This is a genomic window from Paenibacillus radicis (ex Xue et al. 2023) (assembly GCF_024722015.1).
In the GTDB taxonomy this organism is placed as follows: Bacteria; Bacillota; Bacilli; order Paenibacillales; family NBRC-103111; genus Paenibacillus_S.
Genome location: NZ_JANQBD010000057.1, coordinates 1 through 20007, shown reverse-complemented (window position 1 = coordinate 20007; position 20007 = coordinate 1). Strand labels below are relative to the sequence as shown.

Below are 20007 nucleotides of genomic sequence, written 5' to 3'. Positions count from 1 at the left end.
CCGATGTAAGATGTCCTGTTTCATATCACTAATTTATCAATATTTTGAATGTGGGGGAACTCCAAAAATTTATACTTTCTATTATCTTAAGAAAAACGCCTTGCGGCGTCCTTGGTGTACCCTTAAAGAAAACCGTCAGGGAAAATTGTTTCCTGGCGGTTTTCTTGTGTGCATGTGCAACCCTCTAGCTCATAATTTCCTCTTACGGAACGTCATTCCTCTATTTGTCTTACATTCCTTCGAATTCATCATTCCACGGAACTACGATCCGTTATTTCGTCTATAAGCTGCCGAATTGCCCTTATTTCAAGCAAATAAGTGATCGTACTTCCGTTTCACTTGAATGTTTACGTGTGCATATCCAAATAGCGCATCCCTGTTCCCCCCGCCTGACGACTTGTTGAAACTACGCGCTGCTTCTCGAGTTCTCACCAAAATCATTCCAGCTAACCCTAATTTCTTAAGAAAAACGCCAAGCCTCAAGAGCAGAGGTTTGGCGTTTTTTTGACTAAGCTCCAACTAGTTTAAAGCTTATAAAACCTGCTTGCGTTGCCACCATAAATGGCCTCATCCTCTTCCGCTGAAAGCTCCCTCGGCAGAGCCTTCTGTAAAGCCTCATACACCTCACCGTAGCTGCAGGTGGTCAAGCATACCGGCCAATCGCTTCCAAACATGATGCGTTGTGTACCGAACACTTGGACTACATGCTCCACATAGGGAGCCAGATCCTCATGCTTCCACCCCGCTTGATCCGCTTCGGTAACCAGACCGGATAGCTTGCACATCACATTCGGGTAAGCAGCAAGCTCTGTCATATGGGGTTTCCAAGGCTCCAGAATACCTTCTGCTATAAATGGCTTAGCCGCATGATCCACTACCGCTGTCAAAGTAGGGTAAGCTTGGAGAGCTTCCAGCATATAGGGAAGATGACGTGGCCTTAACTGCAAATCGATCGGAAACTCATCTTTCACAACGAGCTGCAAATTATCCATAACCGTCTTTCGTAAAATCCACGGATCAGGCAGGTCCTGAATCATCGGCCGAAAGCCGACAAAACCTTTATGCTTGCGGAACCTTGTATAATGATTCGCAAAATCAGGCGAATCCAGGTCAAGCCATCCGACAACTCCAGCTATGCTGTCATACTTCTCATATAAGGAAAGCATGAACTCCGTCTCTTCCATCGTCGGCGCCGCCTGCACAACAATCGTACGCTCAAATCCATAACGCTGCAGCTGTTCATCCAACTGCTCAGGCAAATAATCAGCAAATAAAATGCCTTTATCCGGCGTTAACCACCCGTAATCTCCGCGCTCTGTTATCCAATAGTGCTGATGGGCATCAATACGCATCGGGTACTCCACCTCCTTAAGGGGTAATTACGATACTGCTCAAGCCGTTAACCCAGCTGAAATGTCTCGGACTGTGCGGCACCGATTCCGCAATGCCGAAGCTGTAATCCAGCTTCTCTCCTACGCGGACCAGCTTCGAAACAATCCGGTTTCTTCCCTGGCGCAAACGAACCGGAATATCATGATTATACGGCATCCAGAAGCAAGCTTCACTGCTTTGTGCAGCAAGTTCATCATTAACCCATAATTTAAACCCGTTATTATTCCCTATCATGATTCTGACATCCAGTTCTTCCAATGAATCGATATCTTGAATCAGATAAAAGCAAGCCGGACCCTCCATACCGAACCAATCCTCAAGGTTGACTTTGTGCTCTGGGGAATTAAAACGAGCTCCTCCTGCCGGCAGTTGTTCAAAAGAAGCTTCATTTATATAAGCCTTCTCCAGGTTTACATAATTGTTAAAGCTCGCCGGACCTCTCGGACGCGATTTTCTATTGTGGACAGGATCGTAGAACGGACAGCTATCATGCTCCTTCGTATCGTACAAATCCCAGAAAGGCCCCATCACATAATACGATTGCGAGCCTGCCAGGCCGAATTGTGCTCTCCCAGCCTCCCTTCCACCGGATTCATAAACGGCGTTAACCGTAATTCCAGCGGGAATGACTTTCTCCGTTTCCGGAACATGGATGTACACCGCCTGTACGAAGCTATCTCCTGCGCCAATAGTAAGCTGAACCTCCTGCGGGCTAATCTCAAATCCCTCGGGAACAGACAACAGCAATTTCCCGCGTGTAGTCCCATCCGTATTATTAGTAACAGTCAAGGCTACTTGCTTGGTTTCCCCGAAGCCAACGGCAGGCACTCCTAAATAATCAACATCGATAGTGATTTCTTTGTGCTTTCTTGCAACAGGTATTCGTTCAACCCCAAGGTCGGCAGGGACATCCTGTATGGACACTGCGGAATTTAAGGAGCGCGTCAGGGCAACGCCAACCCGACATGTATCTGTCGCCAAATCAGAAATAAGCGATGAAGGCCTTACGACATCAATGCCTACGGTAAACGTGTCTTTCGCTTGGCTTTTCCACAGCTCAGGCAGCTGCGACGCCCCGTGCATAATACCGAAAATGGCCCCTGCCGTCGCGCAGGTGCAATCCGTATCATAGCCGCAGTTGAGACTGATCATCTGCGTTTGGGCAAAATCACCCTCGCCGTACAAGAGAGCAAGCACGGTAATTCCTATGTTTTGCACCGCTTTGGAAGCGTCCGGATGTCCGAACTGCTCAAGCATCCGCTGCCTTGCTGTTGTCCATTCCACTTGCTCATTATGCAGCCGTTGAATGTACCTGATGCATCGGTAAAGCCTGCTGTCAGAAGGAATATGCGTAAGCCCCGCTTCAATGAGGCGGTCCATATTATCCTCGAAGAAAGCTTCCGCTTCCATAGCCGCCAGCATCTGCTCACCCCAGACGGATTCCTTCTCATGATCGAGCGTCGCATCCTCGTAAGCATAAGCTTTGGCCAACTCCGCATTGCCTACCGAGATCATTCCCCATATTTCCGAGCGAATAGGCGAGCCCATCGACTCTGCGAAATAATGGTTGTTAAACGAGCCGGAAACCGGAGGATGAATATACCTTTGATAATTATGCAAAAAATAGCCGTACTCGTTGAACGGATACCAGCAATATTGAAGCCATGCCTCTGCTAAATCCTTTCCGGTTAGGTGTACCCCAGTATGCTCCAATACTTGCAGCCACAGCAGCTGGAGGTCCAAATCGTCGTTAGGAGGTATTTCCTCTGGAAACACCTCCTCCTCCTGCAAATCCATCAAATATTTGTTATTCTCCACGCAGGCGCCAATATTTCCGCCGATACATTTGCCAATCCAACCCCCATATACTTTGTCATAGTAGGTATCATAGCTAATCGTTCTCATGTAATGTTATCCCCGCTTTCTGATTTAAGAATAGCTTTTCTTATTTAATAGAACCTGTAGTCATCCCGTCCTCGAAATATTTCTGCAAGCTCAAATAAAGGACAACAACCGGGATACTGATCAATACGAGCGCAGCAAAAATTTTGCCTGTATCCGACGAGTAGGTGTCCGTGAAAAATTGTGGTGCCTGTGTTATGGTCTGCATCGATTCTTTTCTCATAAAAACAAGCGCCAGAAAGTATTCATTCCACGAGTTGAGAAATCCCCAAATGATAACAACCACGGACATCGGTTTGCATAAAGGCGCAATGATAAACAACAACGCTTTAAAAGATCCGCAGCCGTCGATCCGCGCGGCATCCAGCAGCTGGTTCGGCAAATCATCCATGAAATTTTTGGAGAGCAGAAGCGTAAACGGCAGCGTAAATGCACAGATAGGACCAATCAACGAGAAATAATTGTTAAACAGGCCTAAGTTTTTTACAATGAGGAACAAGGGCACAATCAAGGCAACCGAAGGGATCATCAAACCCATCAAGATGAGATTGAACAGCGCTCCTTTGGCCGGAAGCTCCAGTTTGGAGAAAGCATAAGCAGCAAGCAATGTGATGCAAAAAACAAGAACGATGGTGCATACGGAAACAATCAAGCTGTTCAGAAAAAAGCGCGGTATCGCGGGATGCGTCAATACAGCTATGTAATTGCCAATCCCCTCGCCTTGAAAAGAAACCATGAGCATGATGATCAACGGGATAGCGAATACAACAGCAAGGACAGTCAGGATCAGCTGTGAGATAATCGTTGTTTTTTTACTGGAATCCGTTAACATATGTTCCTCCTAATAATTTCACTTTAGTGAAACCAGCATGTAAGTAAGTAAACGGTACTAACGATTGCGGTAAGCACGTAATTGGATGACGGTTATGAGTAAGGCAAGCACTAACAAAATGACAGCCATCGCTGACGAATAGCCCGCATTATACTCCAATATGGCCTTTTTATATATGTACGTGGACAGCAATTCCGTTGACCTGCCCGGACCGCCGCCTGTTGTTAGAAATACGTAATCAAATTGCTTTAAAGAGCCTATAACGCCAAGAATGATCAACGAAAAATGAGTCGACCGCAGCAGCGGAAACGTAATGCTGACTATAGTACGGAACGGGCTTGCCCCATCGATTTTGGCTGCTTCATACAGCTCCTTGTCGATTAAAGTCAATGCGGCGTAATACATGACAAAGCTGAATCCCGTCCAAGCCCATATATTAATGACGATGATCGAATAAAGCGCAATATCGGGATCAGCCAGCCAAGACAACGCCAAAGCGTCAAAGCCTATCGCCTCCAAAGCACGGTTAAGACTCCCGTCATTTGCATCGTATATATGTCTGAACACATAAGATACAACCGAATGGGATAAAACTACGGGCAGGAAAAAAACAATTTTATATAAAGCTTTCAGCTTTACATTCGTTTTCAACAGCAGCGCGATAAAAAGTCCAAGAAGCATTTGGACTACAATGGTTAGAACCATATATACAAACGTATTGCGGATAGCCTGATAAAAAATCGGATCTGTGAATAACTGTACGTAATTGTCTAATCCGATAAATGTCTTGTCTTTGCTGATTCCGTTCCATTTGTACAAGCTTGTGATAAAGGTATCGAATAAAGAATAGTAAATAAACACGCCCAGAAACAAAAAAATCGGCAGTACATACAAAACATTTATCCTTCGGTGCAGCTTTAGATTCATCTTGTCAAATCCCCCTACAACATACTGTTTCTCACAAAAATCCGCCCTAAAGCGGATTTATGCGAGAGTAAACCGGTTAACGGCTTGTTTTCTCCGAGGCTGCCTGTACGTATTTCATTCCATCTTCAGGCGAAGTTTTGCCGGTAGCGATCATCTGCAGAGCATCTCCAAGCGCTGATTTCACTTCCGGATAAATCAGCTCTCTCCTGCCCAAGCTGTTTTCCAAATCCTTCATTTGCTGTTTCATGTTATCCTTCTGCCTTTGTGTAAGGACATCGCTGTCATCAACATCTATCCCTTTAATCGCCGGCATCATCAAATATTTAGCGTTAATCTTCTGTCCATCTTCAGACTCCAGCCATTTCATAAATTTCCAAGCAGCATCCTTCTTTTTGCTGTTTTTATTTATCGCCAGGGCAACGTCCGGACCCCCGAAGAGCTTGCCAGGCTTTCCGTCTCCGTTCATATCAGGAAACGGCGCAGGTATAAATTCATAATCAACCGTGACACCGTATTTCTGCCGATGCGTTTGCAGAATAGTTTTGGTCATCCGATTGTCATTCCAGGTTCCGAGCAGCGTCATAGCCGCCTCACCTTTGTTGAATTTATCATACGCATCCGGGTAGAAGCCGCTGCCTAGAGCGCCTTTCTGCATAATTCCGTTCTCAAACATTTCCTTCCACACCGATGCCGCTTTGACAAGGCCGGGTTCCGTCCACTTCGCTTTGCCTTCTTCGGCTGCGTAGATTTTACCGGGATCGAATTCGTTGGATAGAGCAATGAACATATCGAGGTTTTGCCAAGCATCCTTGCCACCCTGAATATAAGGCGTAATTCCTTTTGCCTGCAGCTTTTTGCTTACATCAATCCATTCCGCATAGGTTTTTGGAGGCTGAAGCCCTTCCTTTTCCATAATCGTGTTGTTGTAAAACAGATAGCCTGCAGCAGAGACAAACCAAGGAAGCGCAGGAGCCTTTTCCCCGGACATCAACTGCTTTAAGCCCAGGTCATAAAACCGGCTTTGCCAATCATTCCCCCATTCTTTCTTGGCATAAGGCGCCAGATCCTCCGTAAATTCACTATATTCCTTGATCATCGCCCCTGCCTGCAAGCCGAAGATATCTACTTCATCTACTGAAATCATCGCCAGCTTCAGCGTTTTTACGTAATCTGTAAATTCATAGCGCTTGTAATTCACCTTGATTTCGGTTTGGGAAGCATTAAATGCGTCCACATAGGTTTTCGCTTTGTTTTCATCCGGATTCCAGGACCACCAATTCAATGTGACGGGACCCGCCGTTTTAGCAGATGGATTGTTGGCGTTCGTGCCGGGCGCTGCCTCGTTTCCTCCGCAAGCTGACAGCAATGCAGAGGTTATTAATGTTAAAGACGTTAAAATACCGATTGATCTTTTCTTCAAAATTATCGCTCCCCTTTTCTTCGATCAACAATCCAGATATATAAAACATCCGAAGCTATTAAGTAAACAAAACATCCGTATAGAAGTAAAAAGGACCCGGTGTTTTTGTATTTTTGACAGCTGCGGGCAGCACGTAAAGCTCCAGAGGGCCATCCCCCTTCACCGCTTCGATTTCAAGCAGATGCTCACCGGCAGGCAGCTTAATTTCCGCCAGCTTGGAGGGTAATGCACGATGAAAGGCAGGCATGCAGTCTGTTTCACTATCATCGTTAATGATCAGTTTTCCATTCAAATAAGCTTTTACCGGACTTGCCGTTGCCGTGATTAGTCTGATTTGCTTGCTTTCGGGATTATGCAGCGTTGTTGACGCCCGATACAAGCCGGCCTCTGATGTCTGTAACGCTTCGGCAAAGTCGATTCGGTTGCCCGGTATAATCACCTCTTGCCATTCATCGTTGTCAGGTCCGCTTAATTTCCAATGCGTGGCGCTGACCAAATAGAACGGAACGGTTTCCGAGTTCCAGAATTGATTATCATGACAGCGCACGACTTCAAGCTGCAGCGGATAATAGGCTTTCATTTCCTCGTTCGCCGTTACTTGCAGCGTCCATGACATTTCTTGATTCGGCTTAAGATCGAGCTTCTCCTCCGTGAGCCCGCGCCAGCCTTCAGGCACAGCAAGCTTTAGCCATCCTTCCCAAGCTTCCATCGAGCGGTTGATTAAAGTTACTGCGATATCCTTGCTTTGCCTCTTCCCTATGGAAGGTCCCTGATTCCCGTAATCTATGATTAGCTCAAGACCTATATTGTTTTTCGTACCTTTCGGCAATAAATACCGATTCGATTGAAAGCTATACTTCCAAAGCCAACGTGGATCATAAAATTCGAGCAACTCAGGCTGGAGCTCCGTTGTCGATTTCTCCTGCCCGAATTCAACGGGAATATTCCATACTGCCGCCACTTCCTTACCTATATTCAAAGTTCGCGACGTGAGCTGATCCAGCGTTTCCGGAATCGGGAACCCTTTGATCGGTGCATTAACAGCTATCCGGTCGCCGACCGGCTTTAACCAGCGTTCAGGCAGCTTCTCGGGTCCAAGTATAATCCCAAGAATAGCTCCAAGTGTCGCTCCTGTACAATCGGTATCATATCCGCAATTGACCGCTTTCAAGATAGCGTCGCCAAAATCTTCCCCATACAGCCAGCCTAACAAGGTGAAAGCAATGTTTTGCGGAGCATCCGTAAAATTCGGATGTCCATGATGCTCCAAGATCAGCTCTCTCGCTTCTGTCCACGTTCTCCCTTCTTTATGCCACCCCAGCAATGCGTTCACCGCCCTCGCCGTACGGCATTCCTCCGGAATGTAGGTTAAGCCGATTTGAATGAGCCGGTCACGGTCTGACTCGAAAAAGGCAGCGCTTTCAATGGCCGCAAAAAACATCTCTCCGTATACACCCTCACCTCCGGCATGATCGACAATCGCATCCTGATACGCATAATAAGCGGCAACGCCTGGACAACCAGGGGCAATCATCGCCCAGATCTCCGAGCGGATAGGTGAACCCATGCAATCTGCAAAAGGATTGTTAAACCAGCCTGCTACAGGAGGAATGAGTCCTCTGCGCAAATTCGCCAGGCCGTAACCATATTCATCAAACGGAAAAAATACATGCTCCATCCATTCTTGTCCAAGCTCTGCTGCAGTCAGGCGGGCGCCATATTGCTCCAGAGCATGCAGCCAAACAATTTGCAGATCCAAATCATCATTAGGCAATGGCCCCTCAGACAATTCAGGATAATACGTCAAATCGAGCAGTTCCATCTTTCCTTCAACGGGATAGCCCAATGTACCGCCTATATTTTTCCCTAACCACCCTCCGTATATCTTCCGGTAATACTCTTTCTCGTTTAGCTTGCTGATTCCCATCCTTCATCCTCCATGGCATTTGATTGTTTTTGTTTACCCAACAACAATTTACCAATATGAGTAAAGAAAGAACATTGACGATCTTAAGATTATAAAATCTTTTATCCTAGACTTGTCAAGGTGTTTACGAAGCCTCATGACAAAAGGAATTCATCTATGCTACTATGAAGTCACTTTTCGACAGAGGAGATCAGGGTGATAAAATGAAATATTACGCAGCTTCACGGTTGTCCGTGTTCGATGTCAAATGGGCCAAGCAATATTATGTGAACGAATCATTTTATACCTATCACTACAATCCTTACTATCAATTGATCATGGTATCGGAAGGTCCCGTCTATTTGCAGGTGGAGAACGAGAAATTCATTCTGGAAGCCGGAGAAACCTTTCTGCTGAATCCATGGGAACGCCATATGGGATGGAGAAAGCCCGAGGGGGCCTCTGCTTTTTTCTGGGTTCAGTTTTCTCCCGATCCGCCCTTTAAGGAATTAGACACCTCGACAAAACCGATAAGCGAATACGAAATTTTACATGCCGAAAAAAACGAATTAAGAACAACAACAACAAGCGATGCCGATCAACTGCTGATTCCACGCCGCTTCAAGCCCAGCCAACGATTCAAAATCCTGAATCATTTCGAAGATCTGGATAAAGAAATGAAGCACCCGGTAGGCTACTTCCGGTTTCGGCTTACCCAGCATCTTTGCAAAATACTCGAAATCATCTCAACAGACCTCCTTGAACAAAATTTCCAGACGATAACTTTGCCCGGTTCCTACCATATATACAGGCAGCTGCTAAGCTTTTTCCATGACTTTTACCAAACAGATCTGACCAAGGAAGTCATCGAGAAGAAAATGAACCGCAGCTACGAGCATGTAAGCCAAGTTTTTAAAAAGCACTCTGGAATGAATATCGTCCACTACATTCACCAACTGCGTATCCAAAGAGCCAAGCATCTGCTTGTGGAAAGCAGCCTCTCCATCCAAGAAATTGCGCGTGAGATAGGGATTGAGGATCCCTTTTACTTCAGCAAAATATTTAAACAGCTCGAAGGTATGCCACCGTCCAAGTATAGGGAAAATAACTCGAGACAGCGGTAGACTTGAGACTTTTAGAAGCACATCAGGCAGGTGACTCTCCAGTATTATAGCGGAGGTACCTGTTTTTTTGCTGCCAAGCACAATAGTTGTTGATATCAGAAGACAAATTTTGTATAGTTGAGCTATGATGCAAATGTTTTTCATATGTTTTATCTCATCAAGAAAATAATTTTCATTTCTAAGAGGGGTAATATGCCAGGAATATTAACAGCAATCCGTGAACAACTCGAAACCATGAATCGCAAGGAGAAAGAAATTGCCGCCTATATTCTGGATCAATCGCAGCAGGTCACGCAAATGGGCATTACAGAACTAGCGCAGCAATCCGGCAGCAGTACAGCTACGATTTCACGTTTCTGCAAGTTATTTCACTTTTCCGGCTATACGGAGTTCAAGGTAAAGCTGGCCGCAGAGCTCGCTCAGCAGCCTATCGAGCAATCGTATCAGGATATCGTGGCAGGCAACCCGCTCACCCGAATTGTGGAAGCTATGGAAGCCAATCATGTGCGGTCCATTACGGATACAACCCGCCTTCTCGACATGAAGCAGCTTGAAAAGGCTATAGATGCTCTGAAGCAAGCTCGACAAATTGATATTTATGGAGTTGCCACCTCGGGGCTTGTAGCCCAGGATTTTTATCAGAAGCTCATTCGTATTGGCAAACGTGCCGTTACTTTTTCCGATCCGCATATGGCCGTTACTTCAGCTTCAAATTTAACTCCGGATGACCTGGCAATCGGCATTTCATATTCCGGTGAAACCTCCGAAACCATAGCAGCACTCAAATGTGCATCCGAGAATGGCGCAACTACAATATCGCTCACTAAATTCGGCAGCAACAAGCTGGCCTCGCTTGCGGATATTTCTTTATTCACCTCCACCTTGGAGGAAGGGATGCGCCGCGGAGACATGGCTTCACGGATCGCACAGCTGCATATCATTGATATTTTATTCGTCGGTTTAATCAGCGAGCAATTTCACGACTTGGTTCCACGGCTGGAAAACTCATTCCAAATGGTCAAGAAATACCGATAAACGGTAATTACGATGCCAGTTGCTCTGGCAAAAAACAATAAGGAGCACAACCATGAATCTTTTAACTTTTGACACGCACGCCAAGCTTCATGAATCAGGAGCAGGCATCATCACAGGTCTGGTTCAAACAAATCCTCGTGCTGTTCTTGGTCTAGCTACCGGCGGCACACCTATAGGCATCTACGAAGAAATCGTCAAAAGCTACCAGCGCGGAGTCGTCCGCTTTCGTGACACCACGACCTTCAACCTGGACGAATATGTCGGCCTGCCTGAAGACCATGCGGAGAGCTATCGCAATTACATGAACATGCATTTATTCAATCATGTTGATCTCCCACGCGCCCAGGCACACATCCCGGATGGAAATGCGGCCGATGCCCAAGCGGAATGCGCTCACTATGATAAGCTGCTGGAGCAAGCTGGCCAAATCGATCTGCAGCTGCTTGGCCTAGGTCACAATGGGCATATTGGCTTCAACGAGCCTGATCATGCATTAATTAGCGGAACCCATATTGTTGAGCTGCGTGAGGAAACGCGCAAGGCGAACGCGCGCTTTTTTGATTCAATGGAGCAGGTTCCGAGCCACGCTTTGACCATGGGGGTAGGCACCATTTTGAAGGCCAAGATGATCCTGCTCGTAGTTAAAGGAGAAGACAAGGCGGAGATCGTCCATCGGGCGCTTACGGGTCCTATTACAACAGATTGCCCTGCCTCTCTGCTGCAAACGCATCCTCATCTCGTCGTACTTATGGATTCCGAAGCCGGGAGGTTATTTCAATGAGCGGGAAACAGGCAGCCTATATTTTTAATGTAAACGTAGTTACTCCAAATGGTGTGATCGAACATGGATGGGTTCACCTTGTTGATGGGCTTATTGAAGAAATTGGAAGCCTAAGCGACAATAGCAATAACGTTCCGCCTGTTACACTTTATGAACATGCCGAAGTAATTGATGGACGTAATGGCTGGCTGCTGCCCAGCTTTATTGATGTGCATGTGCACGGAGGTTATGGACATGATTTCATGGATGCCGATAGTGCAGGCCTTGATGCCATTACTAAGTTTCATGCTCAGCACGGAACTTCTGTTATGCTGGCGACCACCGTTACAGCACCGAAGTCGGATATCGATAAGGTGTTAAGCAGAGTCAGCCACTACCGCGAGTCTGCGATGCCTTATGCCCAGCTTCTAGGCGTTCATCTCGAAGGCCCCTTTATTAGCGCTAAGTGGCCTGGGGCACAAAACCCCGAGCACATTACAGCACCACAGCTTGCCTGGCTGGAGGATTGGACGCAGCGTTTTCCCGAGCTAATTCGTATGCAAACGCTGGCCCCAGAAAACGAAGGGGCTCTCCCCTACATCGAAGCGCTGGTAAGCAAAGGCATTATCGCCGCACTTGGCCATACGAATGCCTCTTACGAGCAGGTACAGCTCGGGGTGGAGCATGGATTAAGCCATGCCGTGCATTCCTTCAACGCGATGCGCGCGCTGCACCATCGTGAGCCCGGCACCGTCGGCGCCGTGATGAGCAACCCTGCCATCATGGCGGAGGTTATCGCCGATGGCCATCACGTACATCCGGCTGTCATAGGTCTGCTCGCGAAGCTGAAGGGACCTGACAACCTCCTGCTCATCACCGACGCTATTTCAGCCGCCGGTCTCGGCAACGGCGACTATCAGCTCGGCGGCCTCGACGTTGTCGTCTTAGATGGCGTTGCCCGGCTCAAAGAAGGCGACAGCCTGGCAGGCAGCACGCTGACCATGATCGATGCATTCCGCTATGCCGTCCAGAACGCCGGCATCAGCGTGGAGCATGCAAGCCGCATGGCGAGCGGCAACCCTGCGCGCCGTCTTGGCATCGATCAGGCCACTGGCGCGCTGCAGCCTGGCAAACAAGCCGATGTGCTGCTGCTCGATGAGCAGCTCGAGCTTGAACGCGTCTGGATCCAGGGACGCGTCATTCGTTAGTCAAGAGTGCAGTCCCAAAAGTCACTTTGGGACTGCACTCTTCGCTGGTTGCAAACGAACCCTCAACTTTCAGTTGGAGTGCGCCTCGTAGAATAGACATTGGAATAACCTTTGGTTAATCCGATGAAATTCTAGGGGGTGCAATTTTTATGGGAGGGTTCTTTTGCACACTTTATGGGATTTACTCAAGAGGGCTAACCCTATTGAGTCAGCAGTTTCGGGTGAGTAAGTGGCCTCATCTCTGTATTCTGCTGATAATACAACACGTGCTAATCTCAGGTATCTTGGTTCGGGGTTCGGGCGGCATTCCATGGCAGCTTGGAAAACTCCACACATTTATCGGGAAAATGTCATGTTAATTATCCCGATAAATAGCCTTCCTATCCGTATAACTGGAATTTCTCATGCTAATTCCAAGGATTTTAGCTGAAGTCATCCATATCAGCTATATTAGCAGTACTTTTTCCAGTTATATTGCTTTCAAACGATATCCAGGCTGAATTAACGGGAGGATTTCCATCTATCTCCTTCCCCTCAGCAGCCGCTCGAAAATCCTAGTCACCTCTGCAATAAAAGCAGCCTTTGAACATCTGCTCTCACGCTCACTTAAAAAACATCCAAAAGGAATACAGGAAATAAACCCGGTATCCCTTTTGGATGTTGTTTTGTACTATAGTTTATTCAGTTACATAAGCCACTTGCTTATGAAATAGATGTAAAACACTAAGCCAGGCTTTCCTTCTCTAGCCACTCTATTGCATCACCAAAGTGATCATTGCTCTGCTGCAAAGCTTCCAACGCTTTCCCTTTTCCGATGCCAAATCGAATCATCAGAATCGCTAACCGCGCATCACCATCAGCTTGCTCCACATGTGCCGCAGCTGCTACCTGATCAGCTCCGGTAGCATCCTGCACAATGCGCACGACGCGGTCGCGCAGCTTCAAATTCGTAGCCTGTACGTTCACCATCAGGTTTCCGTACACTTTACCGAGCTTGATCATCACCGTTGTCGTGATCATGTTCAACACCATCTTCGTTGCCGTGCCGGCCTTCAACCGAGTCGATCCGGTTACGACCTCTGGCCCTACGGGCACCTCAATGGCATACTGCGCCGCCTCGCTCAGTCTCGCTCCTCCATTGCAGGACACGCTCGCTGTCAACGCGCCGAGCTCTCGCGCCCGGTTAATCGCTCCGATCACATACGGCGTATTGCCGCTCGCGGCTATGCCAACTACCACATCGGCGGCTGTAATGACCGCCTCGATGTCTCTTGCTCCAGCGTCTGCATCATCTTCGGCATTTTCAATCGCCGTCATAATCGCCGCTTCGCCGCCTGCTATGATACCGGTCACCAGCTCCCGGTTTACGCCAAAGGTCGGGGGACACTCTGACGCATCGAGTATCCCCAATCTGCCGCTTGTTCCCGCGCCAATATAGAAGAGCCTTCCGCCTCGTTTCATCCTCTCAACGATGCCGCTAACCGCCGCGCTAATATCCGGCAGCGCCTGCTGCACTGAAAACGCCACTGACTGATCTTCCGCATTCATAATCCCAATAATTTCTGAGACGCTAAGCTTATCCAAATTTGTCGTTTGCTCATTACTTTGCTCTGTAATGGGTTGACTTGTGATGTGTTTCACTTAAGCTTCCCTCCTTGTCTCCCATGCCGCAATCCGCTGTTTCACTGATTCTGTAATCTCAACATCAGCCTGCTTAAGCGCAAGCACGTAACAACCTGCCACTGGCGGAAGACTCAATCGACTTATTACTAACCCGCTTTTTTGAATGTCTTCATGCTGTTGGAGCAAAGACATAAACCAATCATCCGAGAACAACCCTCCGCTCAAAACAAGCGGGAGTCCAGCCATTGCGAAATGGGGCTGAAGCTCAGACAAGCGTAATTTTGCGGTAACAGCCAACTCTCCCAATTGCTCAATCGCCTCAGCGATAATGCCGCAAGCTACTTCGTCACCTGCTTTTGCTGCTGCAACAGCCAGCCTCGAAATAGTAGCGACCTCTGTGCGTACATTCGATTGGCTGTAAACATGAGTAATGATCCGGTTAGGGTCCGGTAAAGACCACTCCTTTAAGACAAGCTTCGTTAATGCTGTAAATCTGCCACGTCCGTCATGCTGTTTCATTACGGCCATCAACGCTTTTTGTCCTATAGCAAAGCCGCTTCCTTCATCACCGAGCAAATAACCCCAACCGCCTACACGTACACAAGTATCCATTTCAGGTAAGTAACCATATCCGATAGAGCCCGTACCAGATATCAACACAATGCCCGCCTCGCCCCATGTTCCCGCAGCTAAGGCTGTTATAGCATCATTTTGAACGGTAACAGCGACTATCGATTTGAACTTACCTTCGAAAAAATCAATAAACTGCTGCTTATCCTCCGGCCTATCCGCCCCTGCTAAACCAAGGTATACGTGAATCAGTTGGGATTCATCACTATTGGATAATTCAAGAGCGCTCTCCACGAGCGTCCACAGCATTTGTTTCACTTCATCCCAAGGTCTTGATTTAATATTGCTAGAATCTCCGCTGCATACCGCCAAAACATTCCCGCAACCGTCACCGATAATGCAAACCGTCTTTGTCCCGCCACCATCCACACCGATAAACCTCTGCCGCTTTAAAACTTCACGTTCTTGCTCCTGCTCCTGCCCTTGCTCCAGCCCTTGCTCTCGCCCTTGCTCCTGCCCTTGCTCCTGCTCCAACCCAACCCTATTTAACAGCACCGGCGGTCATCCCTTCCATAAACTGTTTGGAAGCCACCGCGAACAAAATAATCATCGGAAGCGAAGACAGTGTCAAACCCGCGAACAGCACGCTCCAATCCGTCGAATACTCGCTGAATAAAGTGAGCATCCCTACTGGAATTGTCTTTTTGGCCTCATCCTGAATAAAAATCAAGGGAAAGAAAAAATCATTCCAAACCGTAATAAAATTCATAATCATTACCGTACCAAGCGCCGGACGCATCAAAGGAGTGATAATACTAAGCAGCACCCTCAGATCCGAGCAGCCGTCAATTTTGGCAGCCTCTTCTAATTCCTTGGGCAAGGTCCGAAAAAATCCGGTCAAAATCAACACCGACAGCGGAATCCCGATCGCCACATACACCATAATCAAGGAAAGGCTTGAATTTAACACACCAAAGGTTTTCATCAGCATGAACAACGGAACAATCCCCAGCTTAATAGGAATCATCATCCCAAGAAGGAAAAAAAAGAACAATGCGGAATTCCATTTAAAGTTATACCTTGCGATATAAAACGATGCCAACGAGCCAAAAACAAGGATAAGTGCCACCGAAATTACGCTTACCATGACACTGTTCCCAAAGTAATCGAAATAGGGCAGCTGGTCCAAAAGCTTACGGTACGCGGCGAGACTCCATATTTTTGGAAGAGCCATCGGGTTTTTAAATATCTCAATATTCGTTTTCAATGACGACAGCAGCATTAGAAAAATCGGGTAGAGGCTGATGACAGCGAACAAATACGCGATAACGTATTGTCCCATGCGCAATCCCTTATGTTCTCTCACAAGCAATCCTCTCCCTTCTAATACTCCATATCCCGTTTTTTCACAAATGCCATAAACATCGCGGACAATGCTGCAATAATGAAGAACAATGTAACGGCCAACGCTGAGCCTAAGCCAATAGCCACGCCATCTCCACTTGATCCTCCGAACGCAGTCCGGTAGAAAAAGACGGCCAATGTGTCCGTTGCATGATACGGCTCACCCTGCGAACCTTGCATAGCATAAATCAATTCAAAAGCTTCAAAGGCATGGACAAACGTAAACACAGTAATAATAATCAGCGACTGCACCATCATTGGCATAATAATGGAACGGATCATACGAAGGCCCTTCACACCGTCCATCCGTGCCGCTTCAATCACTTCCTGGGATATCGATTGCAAACCCGCAAGTAAGATCAACACAGAGAACCCTATCCCGAACCAGCAGTTCGCCAAAATAATAGCCGTCAGAGCCGTAGCCGGTTCCCCTAACCATGGACGAGCCCAATCACCAAGCCCGACTTGCTTCAGGATCACATTTACCGCACCGAAGTTCGGATTAAGCATCAGCTTCCATAAAAATCCTACAACGATAACGGACAGGAGCCGCGGCAAAAAATAAGCCATTTTAAACAATTCTGCGCCCTTCACCTTGGAAAATATGACATAGGCCAAAATAAAGGCTATTCCATTTTGCACAATCATCTCTAATATGAAGTAGTACCAATTATGCCAAAAGGCATTCCAAAACAGCTCATTAAACGGCTCTGTCGTAAACAGCTTTACAAAGTTGCCGATCCCGATAAAGGCACCCTTCTGCAATCCCTTCCAATCAAACAAGCTGTAACTGAATGCCGCAAGGATAGGATATACGATAAATAGCGTATAAACGGCGAGGGCAGGAAGCGGGAACAGATGAATAAACCCTTTTCTCCAGTTGAATTTATTCTGCTTGTGATTGGATGCATGGATCTGTACATTAACCTCACTCATTATACCTCGCCGCCTTTTTTCTAAGCTAATTCCGCTTTATTTGGCTACCGGTTTAAACCATGTATCAGCGCTCTTCTGAACTTCCTCAGCTACCTGCTCAGGTGTCTGCTTGCCTAAGTACATTCCTTGCATGGCTGTTTCCAATGTGACTTTAGTGGTCGGGTTGCCTGCACTGAAATGCACTACGAACATATAAGGAGTAGAAATGCTGTTTGCTAGTTTTGCAATTTTCGTTACCATCGCATCATTCGACTCAATGCCAGGGATGGTGCTAGGCTTCTTTAGTTCATTGGCAACCAGTGTGCCAAACTCCTTCGTCGTCATATATTCAACGAATTTCAAAGCTTCCTTCTTGTTAGCTGACTTGGAATTAACCGAGAAAGAACCATCCACCCATGTCGTTACAGAAGCCTTATCTGCTGCAGCCCCAGGAATCGGGAACAAATCCATATCCAAATCGGGGTTCATCTTTTTCATTACAGCTATTTCCCAGTCACCCATCACCATCATACCAGCCTGCTCCGTTACAAATAGGTTACGCATATCATCCATAGAAAGACCAACGTAGTTATCCGGAAAATATTTCGCAAGCCCCTGCATCACTTTCAGAGATTCTACGAACTCTTTGCTTTTAAAATTAGTCTGACCTGCGGTTATCTTTTTAACGAAGTCGCTGCCTCCATAACTTGCAGGTCCGAGCGCCCCGTGTGTAAGGGAAATAATCCAGCCTTCCTTGGAGCCAAAAGCAAAAGGAGCAATTTTATTTTGCTTCAGCGTATCTGCCGCTTTTGTCAGCTCATCCCAAGTTTTGGGCTCTTGGATGTTAAACTTTTTGAACAGCTTTTTATTGTAAAAAATTTGCGTTGAGCTAAATACCGTCGGCACACCGTAGACTTTACCATCTTTCCCAGTTGCTGCAGACAACGTTTCCTTGGACAATACCTCCAAGCCCTTTATTGAATCCAACGGCTCCAGGTAGCCGGCATCCGCCAAAGCAATACCCGCAGCATACGGACGAAGATGAATAATATCGGGACCGCCGCCGGTTTGCAGAGCCGTATTTAATACCGTATTGTACTCGGTGTTTTTAGTTGGTTTGAATTCGATTTCCACGTTAGGATTTTTCTTCTGGTACTCTTTAATAATTTTCTCGTAAGCTTCCTTATCCTCGGTCCTCCAACTGCCCATTGTCAGCTTCACCTTTTGCTGCGGCTGCTCTACCGCTTTGGTATCTTTAGGCGCCGCTGGTGCCGGTGCTGTCCCTTGTGGACTTGGTTGGTCGGTTTTACTGCATCCTACTACCATACTCATTGCTACTGCCGATACCAGAGAAAGTTGAACCAAACGTTTCATACTCGTTGACCCTCCTTAGAGTTTTGCTAGCATAATCAAACTTGTAAGCGCTTGCTTTTTTACTATATATTTAGACCTCATCAATGAGGAATAAATAGCTTGATTTTCTAAGCGTCCGACATTTAGTACAGCCTTAGGAGTCGGCGGGCACTTGTATGTCCTGTACCCCGATCAATTAACAGCCTTAGCTATTTCGTTTGGAGCCCTTTACTGCATTGCGGGTTTTATCTAAAGCCATAATGCTTTCTTCATAAGTGCGGCTCGCGATTCCCACGTACAAAATATCAATAACATTCAACTGCGCTATCCGCGACGCCATCGCACCACTTCTAATGCTTTGCTCCAAAGAGCTTGTGAATAATCGAATGTCAGCAGCTTCCTCAACGGGATTGCTCCCAAATTTCGTTAATGAAATGATGGTTGCTCCGCTTTCTTTGGCGATTTTGAGCGTTTGAATAATATTTTCCGTTTGTCCTGAATAAGAGATGCCAAAAGCTACATCCTCATCCGTCATGTTAGCAGCGAGTGTTGCTTGAGAGTCAAAATCAGGCGCCGCTTCGCACCATCTGTTAATTCGGGATAGCTTTTGCTTGAAATCCTGCGCAATAACTGAGGAAGCGCCAACGCCGAACACATAAACCCTTCTAGCTTTGCTTAAGCAATCAATTGCTTTTTCAACATCTTGCTCCGAAAGCACCGACATGGTATCTTGGATCGATAAAACATTGTTGTGTGAAACCGATTGAATTAACGCGGGGATCGAGCCGTCAATTTGAATTTCCTGATATGATTTCGTTATGTTGTGAGAAGATTTAGCCAGGTCTCCTGCGATACGCAGCTTAAGCTCTTGAAATCCCTTCAGATGAAGAGAACGTGCTAACCGTACAATTGTCGCTTCGCTAACCCCGGCAAGCTCTGAAAGCTTCTGTACCGACGCATTCATTACCTTCTCGGGATGCTCCAGTATGTACTGGGCAACCTTGCGTTCTGTCGGCTTTAAGCTATGGAGTGCTTCCTGGATGCTGACGAGCCCACCATTAATCATACAACACCCACTTTCTCTCTCTTCTTGAAATAATTTACTCCGACTTCTTAATCTTATTATAAAATAATATTTCATTTTGTAAATACATTTGTGAAACAATATTTCCATTCAATGTCCATATCGAAGTAAATTTACTTAAATACAAAAAAACAGTCGATCTGTATAAGATCGACTGCTTCTTTAATTTGCTTGGCAACGTCCTACTCTCCCAAGACCCTGCGGTCTAAGTACCATTGGCGCTGGAGGGCTTAACGGTCGTGTTCGAGATGGGAACGCGTGGTTCCCCTCCGCCATCATCACCAAACGAATATCAAGGTTTATTCCTTGAAAACTAGATCCGAAACAAGCAGCGTCGAGCAACGCTTTGTTCTGACGATGTTACACATCGCAGATATTTATGGATAAGCCCTCGACCGATTAGTATTCGTCAGCTCCATACCTTGCGGCACTTCCACCCCGAACCTATCAACCTCGTCGTCTTCAAGGGGTCTTACATACTGGGAAATCTCATCTTGAGGGGGGCTTCACGCTTAGATGCTTTCAGCGCTTATCCCTTCCGTACGTAGCTAT

Annotated in this window: 16 protein-coding genes and 2 rRNA genes; 4 read left to right on the top strand and 14 right to left on the bottom strand. The window is 46.8% G+C overall.

Going from position 1 to position 20007, the window contains the following annotated elements:
- Window positions 1-524: 524 nt before the first annotated feature.
- From NV381_RS37390 to NV381_RS37365, 6 genes are all read right to left on the bottom strand, one after another.
- Window positions 525-1352, bottom strand: coding sequence for an amidohydrolase family protein (locus tag NV381_RS37390; protein WP_258218338.1), 828 nt, complete (start codon window positions 1350-1352; stop codon window positions 525-527).
- Between the two features lie 16 nt (window positions 1353-1368).
- Window positions 1369-3297, bottom strand: a complete 1929-nt coding sequence (locus NV381_RS37385; RefSeq protein WP_258218337.1) for an ADP-ribosylglycohydrolase family protein — start codon at window positions 3295-3297, stop codon at window positions 1369-1371.
- A gap of 40 nt (window positions 3298-3337) precedes the next feature.
- The gene (locus NV381_RS37380) at window positions 3338-4126 is read right to left on the bottom strand and encodes a carbohydrate ABC transporter permease (RefSeq protein ID WP_258218336.1); all 789 of its coding nucleotides are present in this window, start codon (window positions 4124-4126) and stop codon (window positions 3338-3340) included.
- A gap of 57 nt (window positions 4127-4183) precedes the next feature.
- Window positions 4184-5053 carry a carbohydrate ABC transporter permease gene (locus NV381_RS37375; RefSeq protein WP_258218335.1) on the bottom strand — a complete coding sequence of 290 codons (870 nt, stop codon included), beginning with the start codon at window positions 5051-5053 and terminating at the stop codon, window positions 4184-4186.
- A gap of 76 nt (window positions 5054-5129) precedes the next feature.
- Window positions 5130-6473 (bottom strand): ABC transporter substrate-binding protein, encoded by a 1344-nt coding sequence (locus tag NV381_RS37370; protein WP_258218334.1) that lies wholly within the window; start codon window positions 6471-6473, stop codon window positions 5130-5132.
- 58 nt (window positions 6474-6531) lie between these two features.
- Window positions 6532-8400, bottom strand: a complete 1869-nt coding sequence (locus tag NV381_RS37365; protein WP_258218333.1) for an ADP-ribosylglycohydrolase family protein — start codon at window positions 8398-8400, stop codon at window positions 6532-6534.
- A gap of 203 nt (window positions 8401-8603) precedes the next feature.
- On the opposite strand from NV381_RS37365, the gene NV381_RS37360 reads away from it, so the two are divergent.
- The 4 genes from NV381_RS37360 to nagA all read left to right on the top strand — a co-directional run bounded on the left by NV381_RS37360 (window position 8604) and on the right by nagA (window position 12506).
- Entirely contained in the window at window positions 8604-9503 is a 900-nt protein-coding gene (locus tag NV381_RS37360) for an AraC family transcriptional regulator (RefSeq protein WP_258218332.1), read from the top strand.
- A gap of 192 nt (window positions 9504-9695) precedes the next feature.
- The gene (locus NV381_RS37355) at window positions 9696-10538 is read left to right on the top strand and encodes a MurR/RpiR family transcriptional regulator (RefSeq protein ID WP_258218331.1); all 843 of its coding nucleotides are present in this window, start codon (window positions 9696-9698) and stop codon (window positions 10536-10538) included.
- A gap of 52 nt (window positions 10539-10590) precedes the next feature.
- Window positions 10591-11319: a glucosamine-6-phosphate deaminase gene (gene nagB, locus NV381_RS37350; protein ID WP_258218330.1), complete on the top strand. Its 729-nt coding sequence runs from the start codon at window positions 10591-10593 to the stop codon at window positions 11317-11319.
- A complete protein-coding gene (gene nagA / locus NV381_RS37345) occupies window positions 11316-12506 on the top strand; it encodes an N-acetylglucosamine-6-phosphate deacetylase (protein WP_258218329.1) in 1191 nt (396 codons plus the stop codon). The genes nagB and nagA overlap by 4 nt, the downstream gene beginning before the upstream one ends.
- 723 nt (window positions 12507-13229) lie before the next feature.
- On the opposite strand, the gene murQ is transcribed toward nagA, so the two are convergent.
- The 8 genes from murQ to NV381_RS37305 form a co-directional block, all read right to left on the bottom strand.
- A complete protein-coding gene (gene murQ, locus NV381_RS37340; RefSeq protein ID WP_258218328.1) occupies window positions 13230-14147 on the bottom strand; it encodes an N-acetylmuramic acid 6-phosphate etherase in 918 nt (305 codons plus the stop codon).
- Entirely contained in the window at window positions 14148-15254 is a 1107-nt protein-coding gene (locus tag NV381_RS37335) for an N-acetylglucosamine kinase (RefSeq protein ID WP_258218327.1), read from the bottom strand.
- Entirely contained in the window at window positions 15241-16041 is an 801-nt protein-coding gene (locus tag NV381_RS37330) for a carbohydrate ABC transporter permease (protein WP_258218339.1), read from the bottom strand. Before NV381_RS37330 ends, NV381_RS37335 begins: the two co-directional genes overlap by 14 nt.
- Window positions 16042-16082: 41 nt before the next feature.
- Window positions 16083-17039: a carbohydrate ABC transporter permease gene (locus NV381_RS37325; protein ID WP_258218326.1), complete on the bottom strand. Its 957-nt coding sequence runs from the start codon at window positions 17037-17039 to the stop codon at window positions 16083-16085.
- 36 nt (window positions 17040-17075) lie between these two features.
- The gene (locus tag NV381_RS37320) at window positions 17076-18392 is read right to left on the bottom strand and encodes an ABC transporter substrate-binding protein (protein WP_258218325.1); all 1317 of its coding nucleotides are present in this window, start codon (window positions 18390-18392) and stop codon (window positions 17076-17078) included.
- Between the two features lie 184 nt (window positions 18393-18576).
- Entirely contained in the window at window positions 18577-19437 is an 861-nt protein-coding gene (locus NV381_RS37315; protein ID WP_258218324.1) for a MurR/RpiR family transcriptional regulator, read from the bottom strand.
- A 187-nt stretch (window positions 19438-19624) separates the two neighbouring features.
- A 5S ribosomal RNA gene (gene rrf, locus NV381_RS37310) occupies window positions 19625-19741 on the bottom strand.
- Between the two features lie 93 nt (window positions 19742-19834).
- Window positions 19835-20007: ribosomal RNA gene (locus NV381_RS37305) — 23S ribosomal RNA — on the bottom strand; the annotation flags it as partial.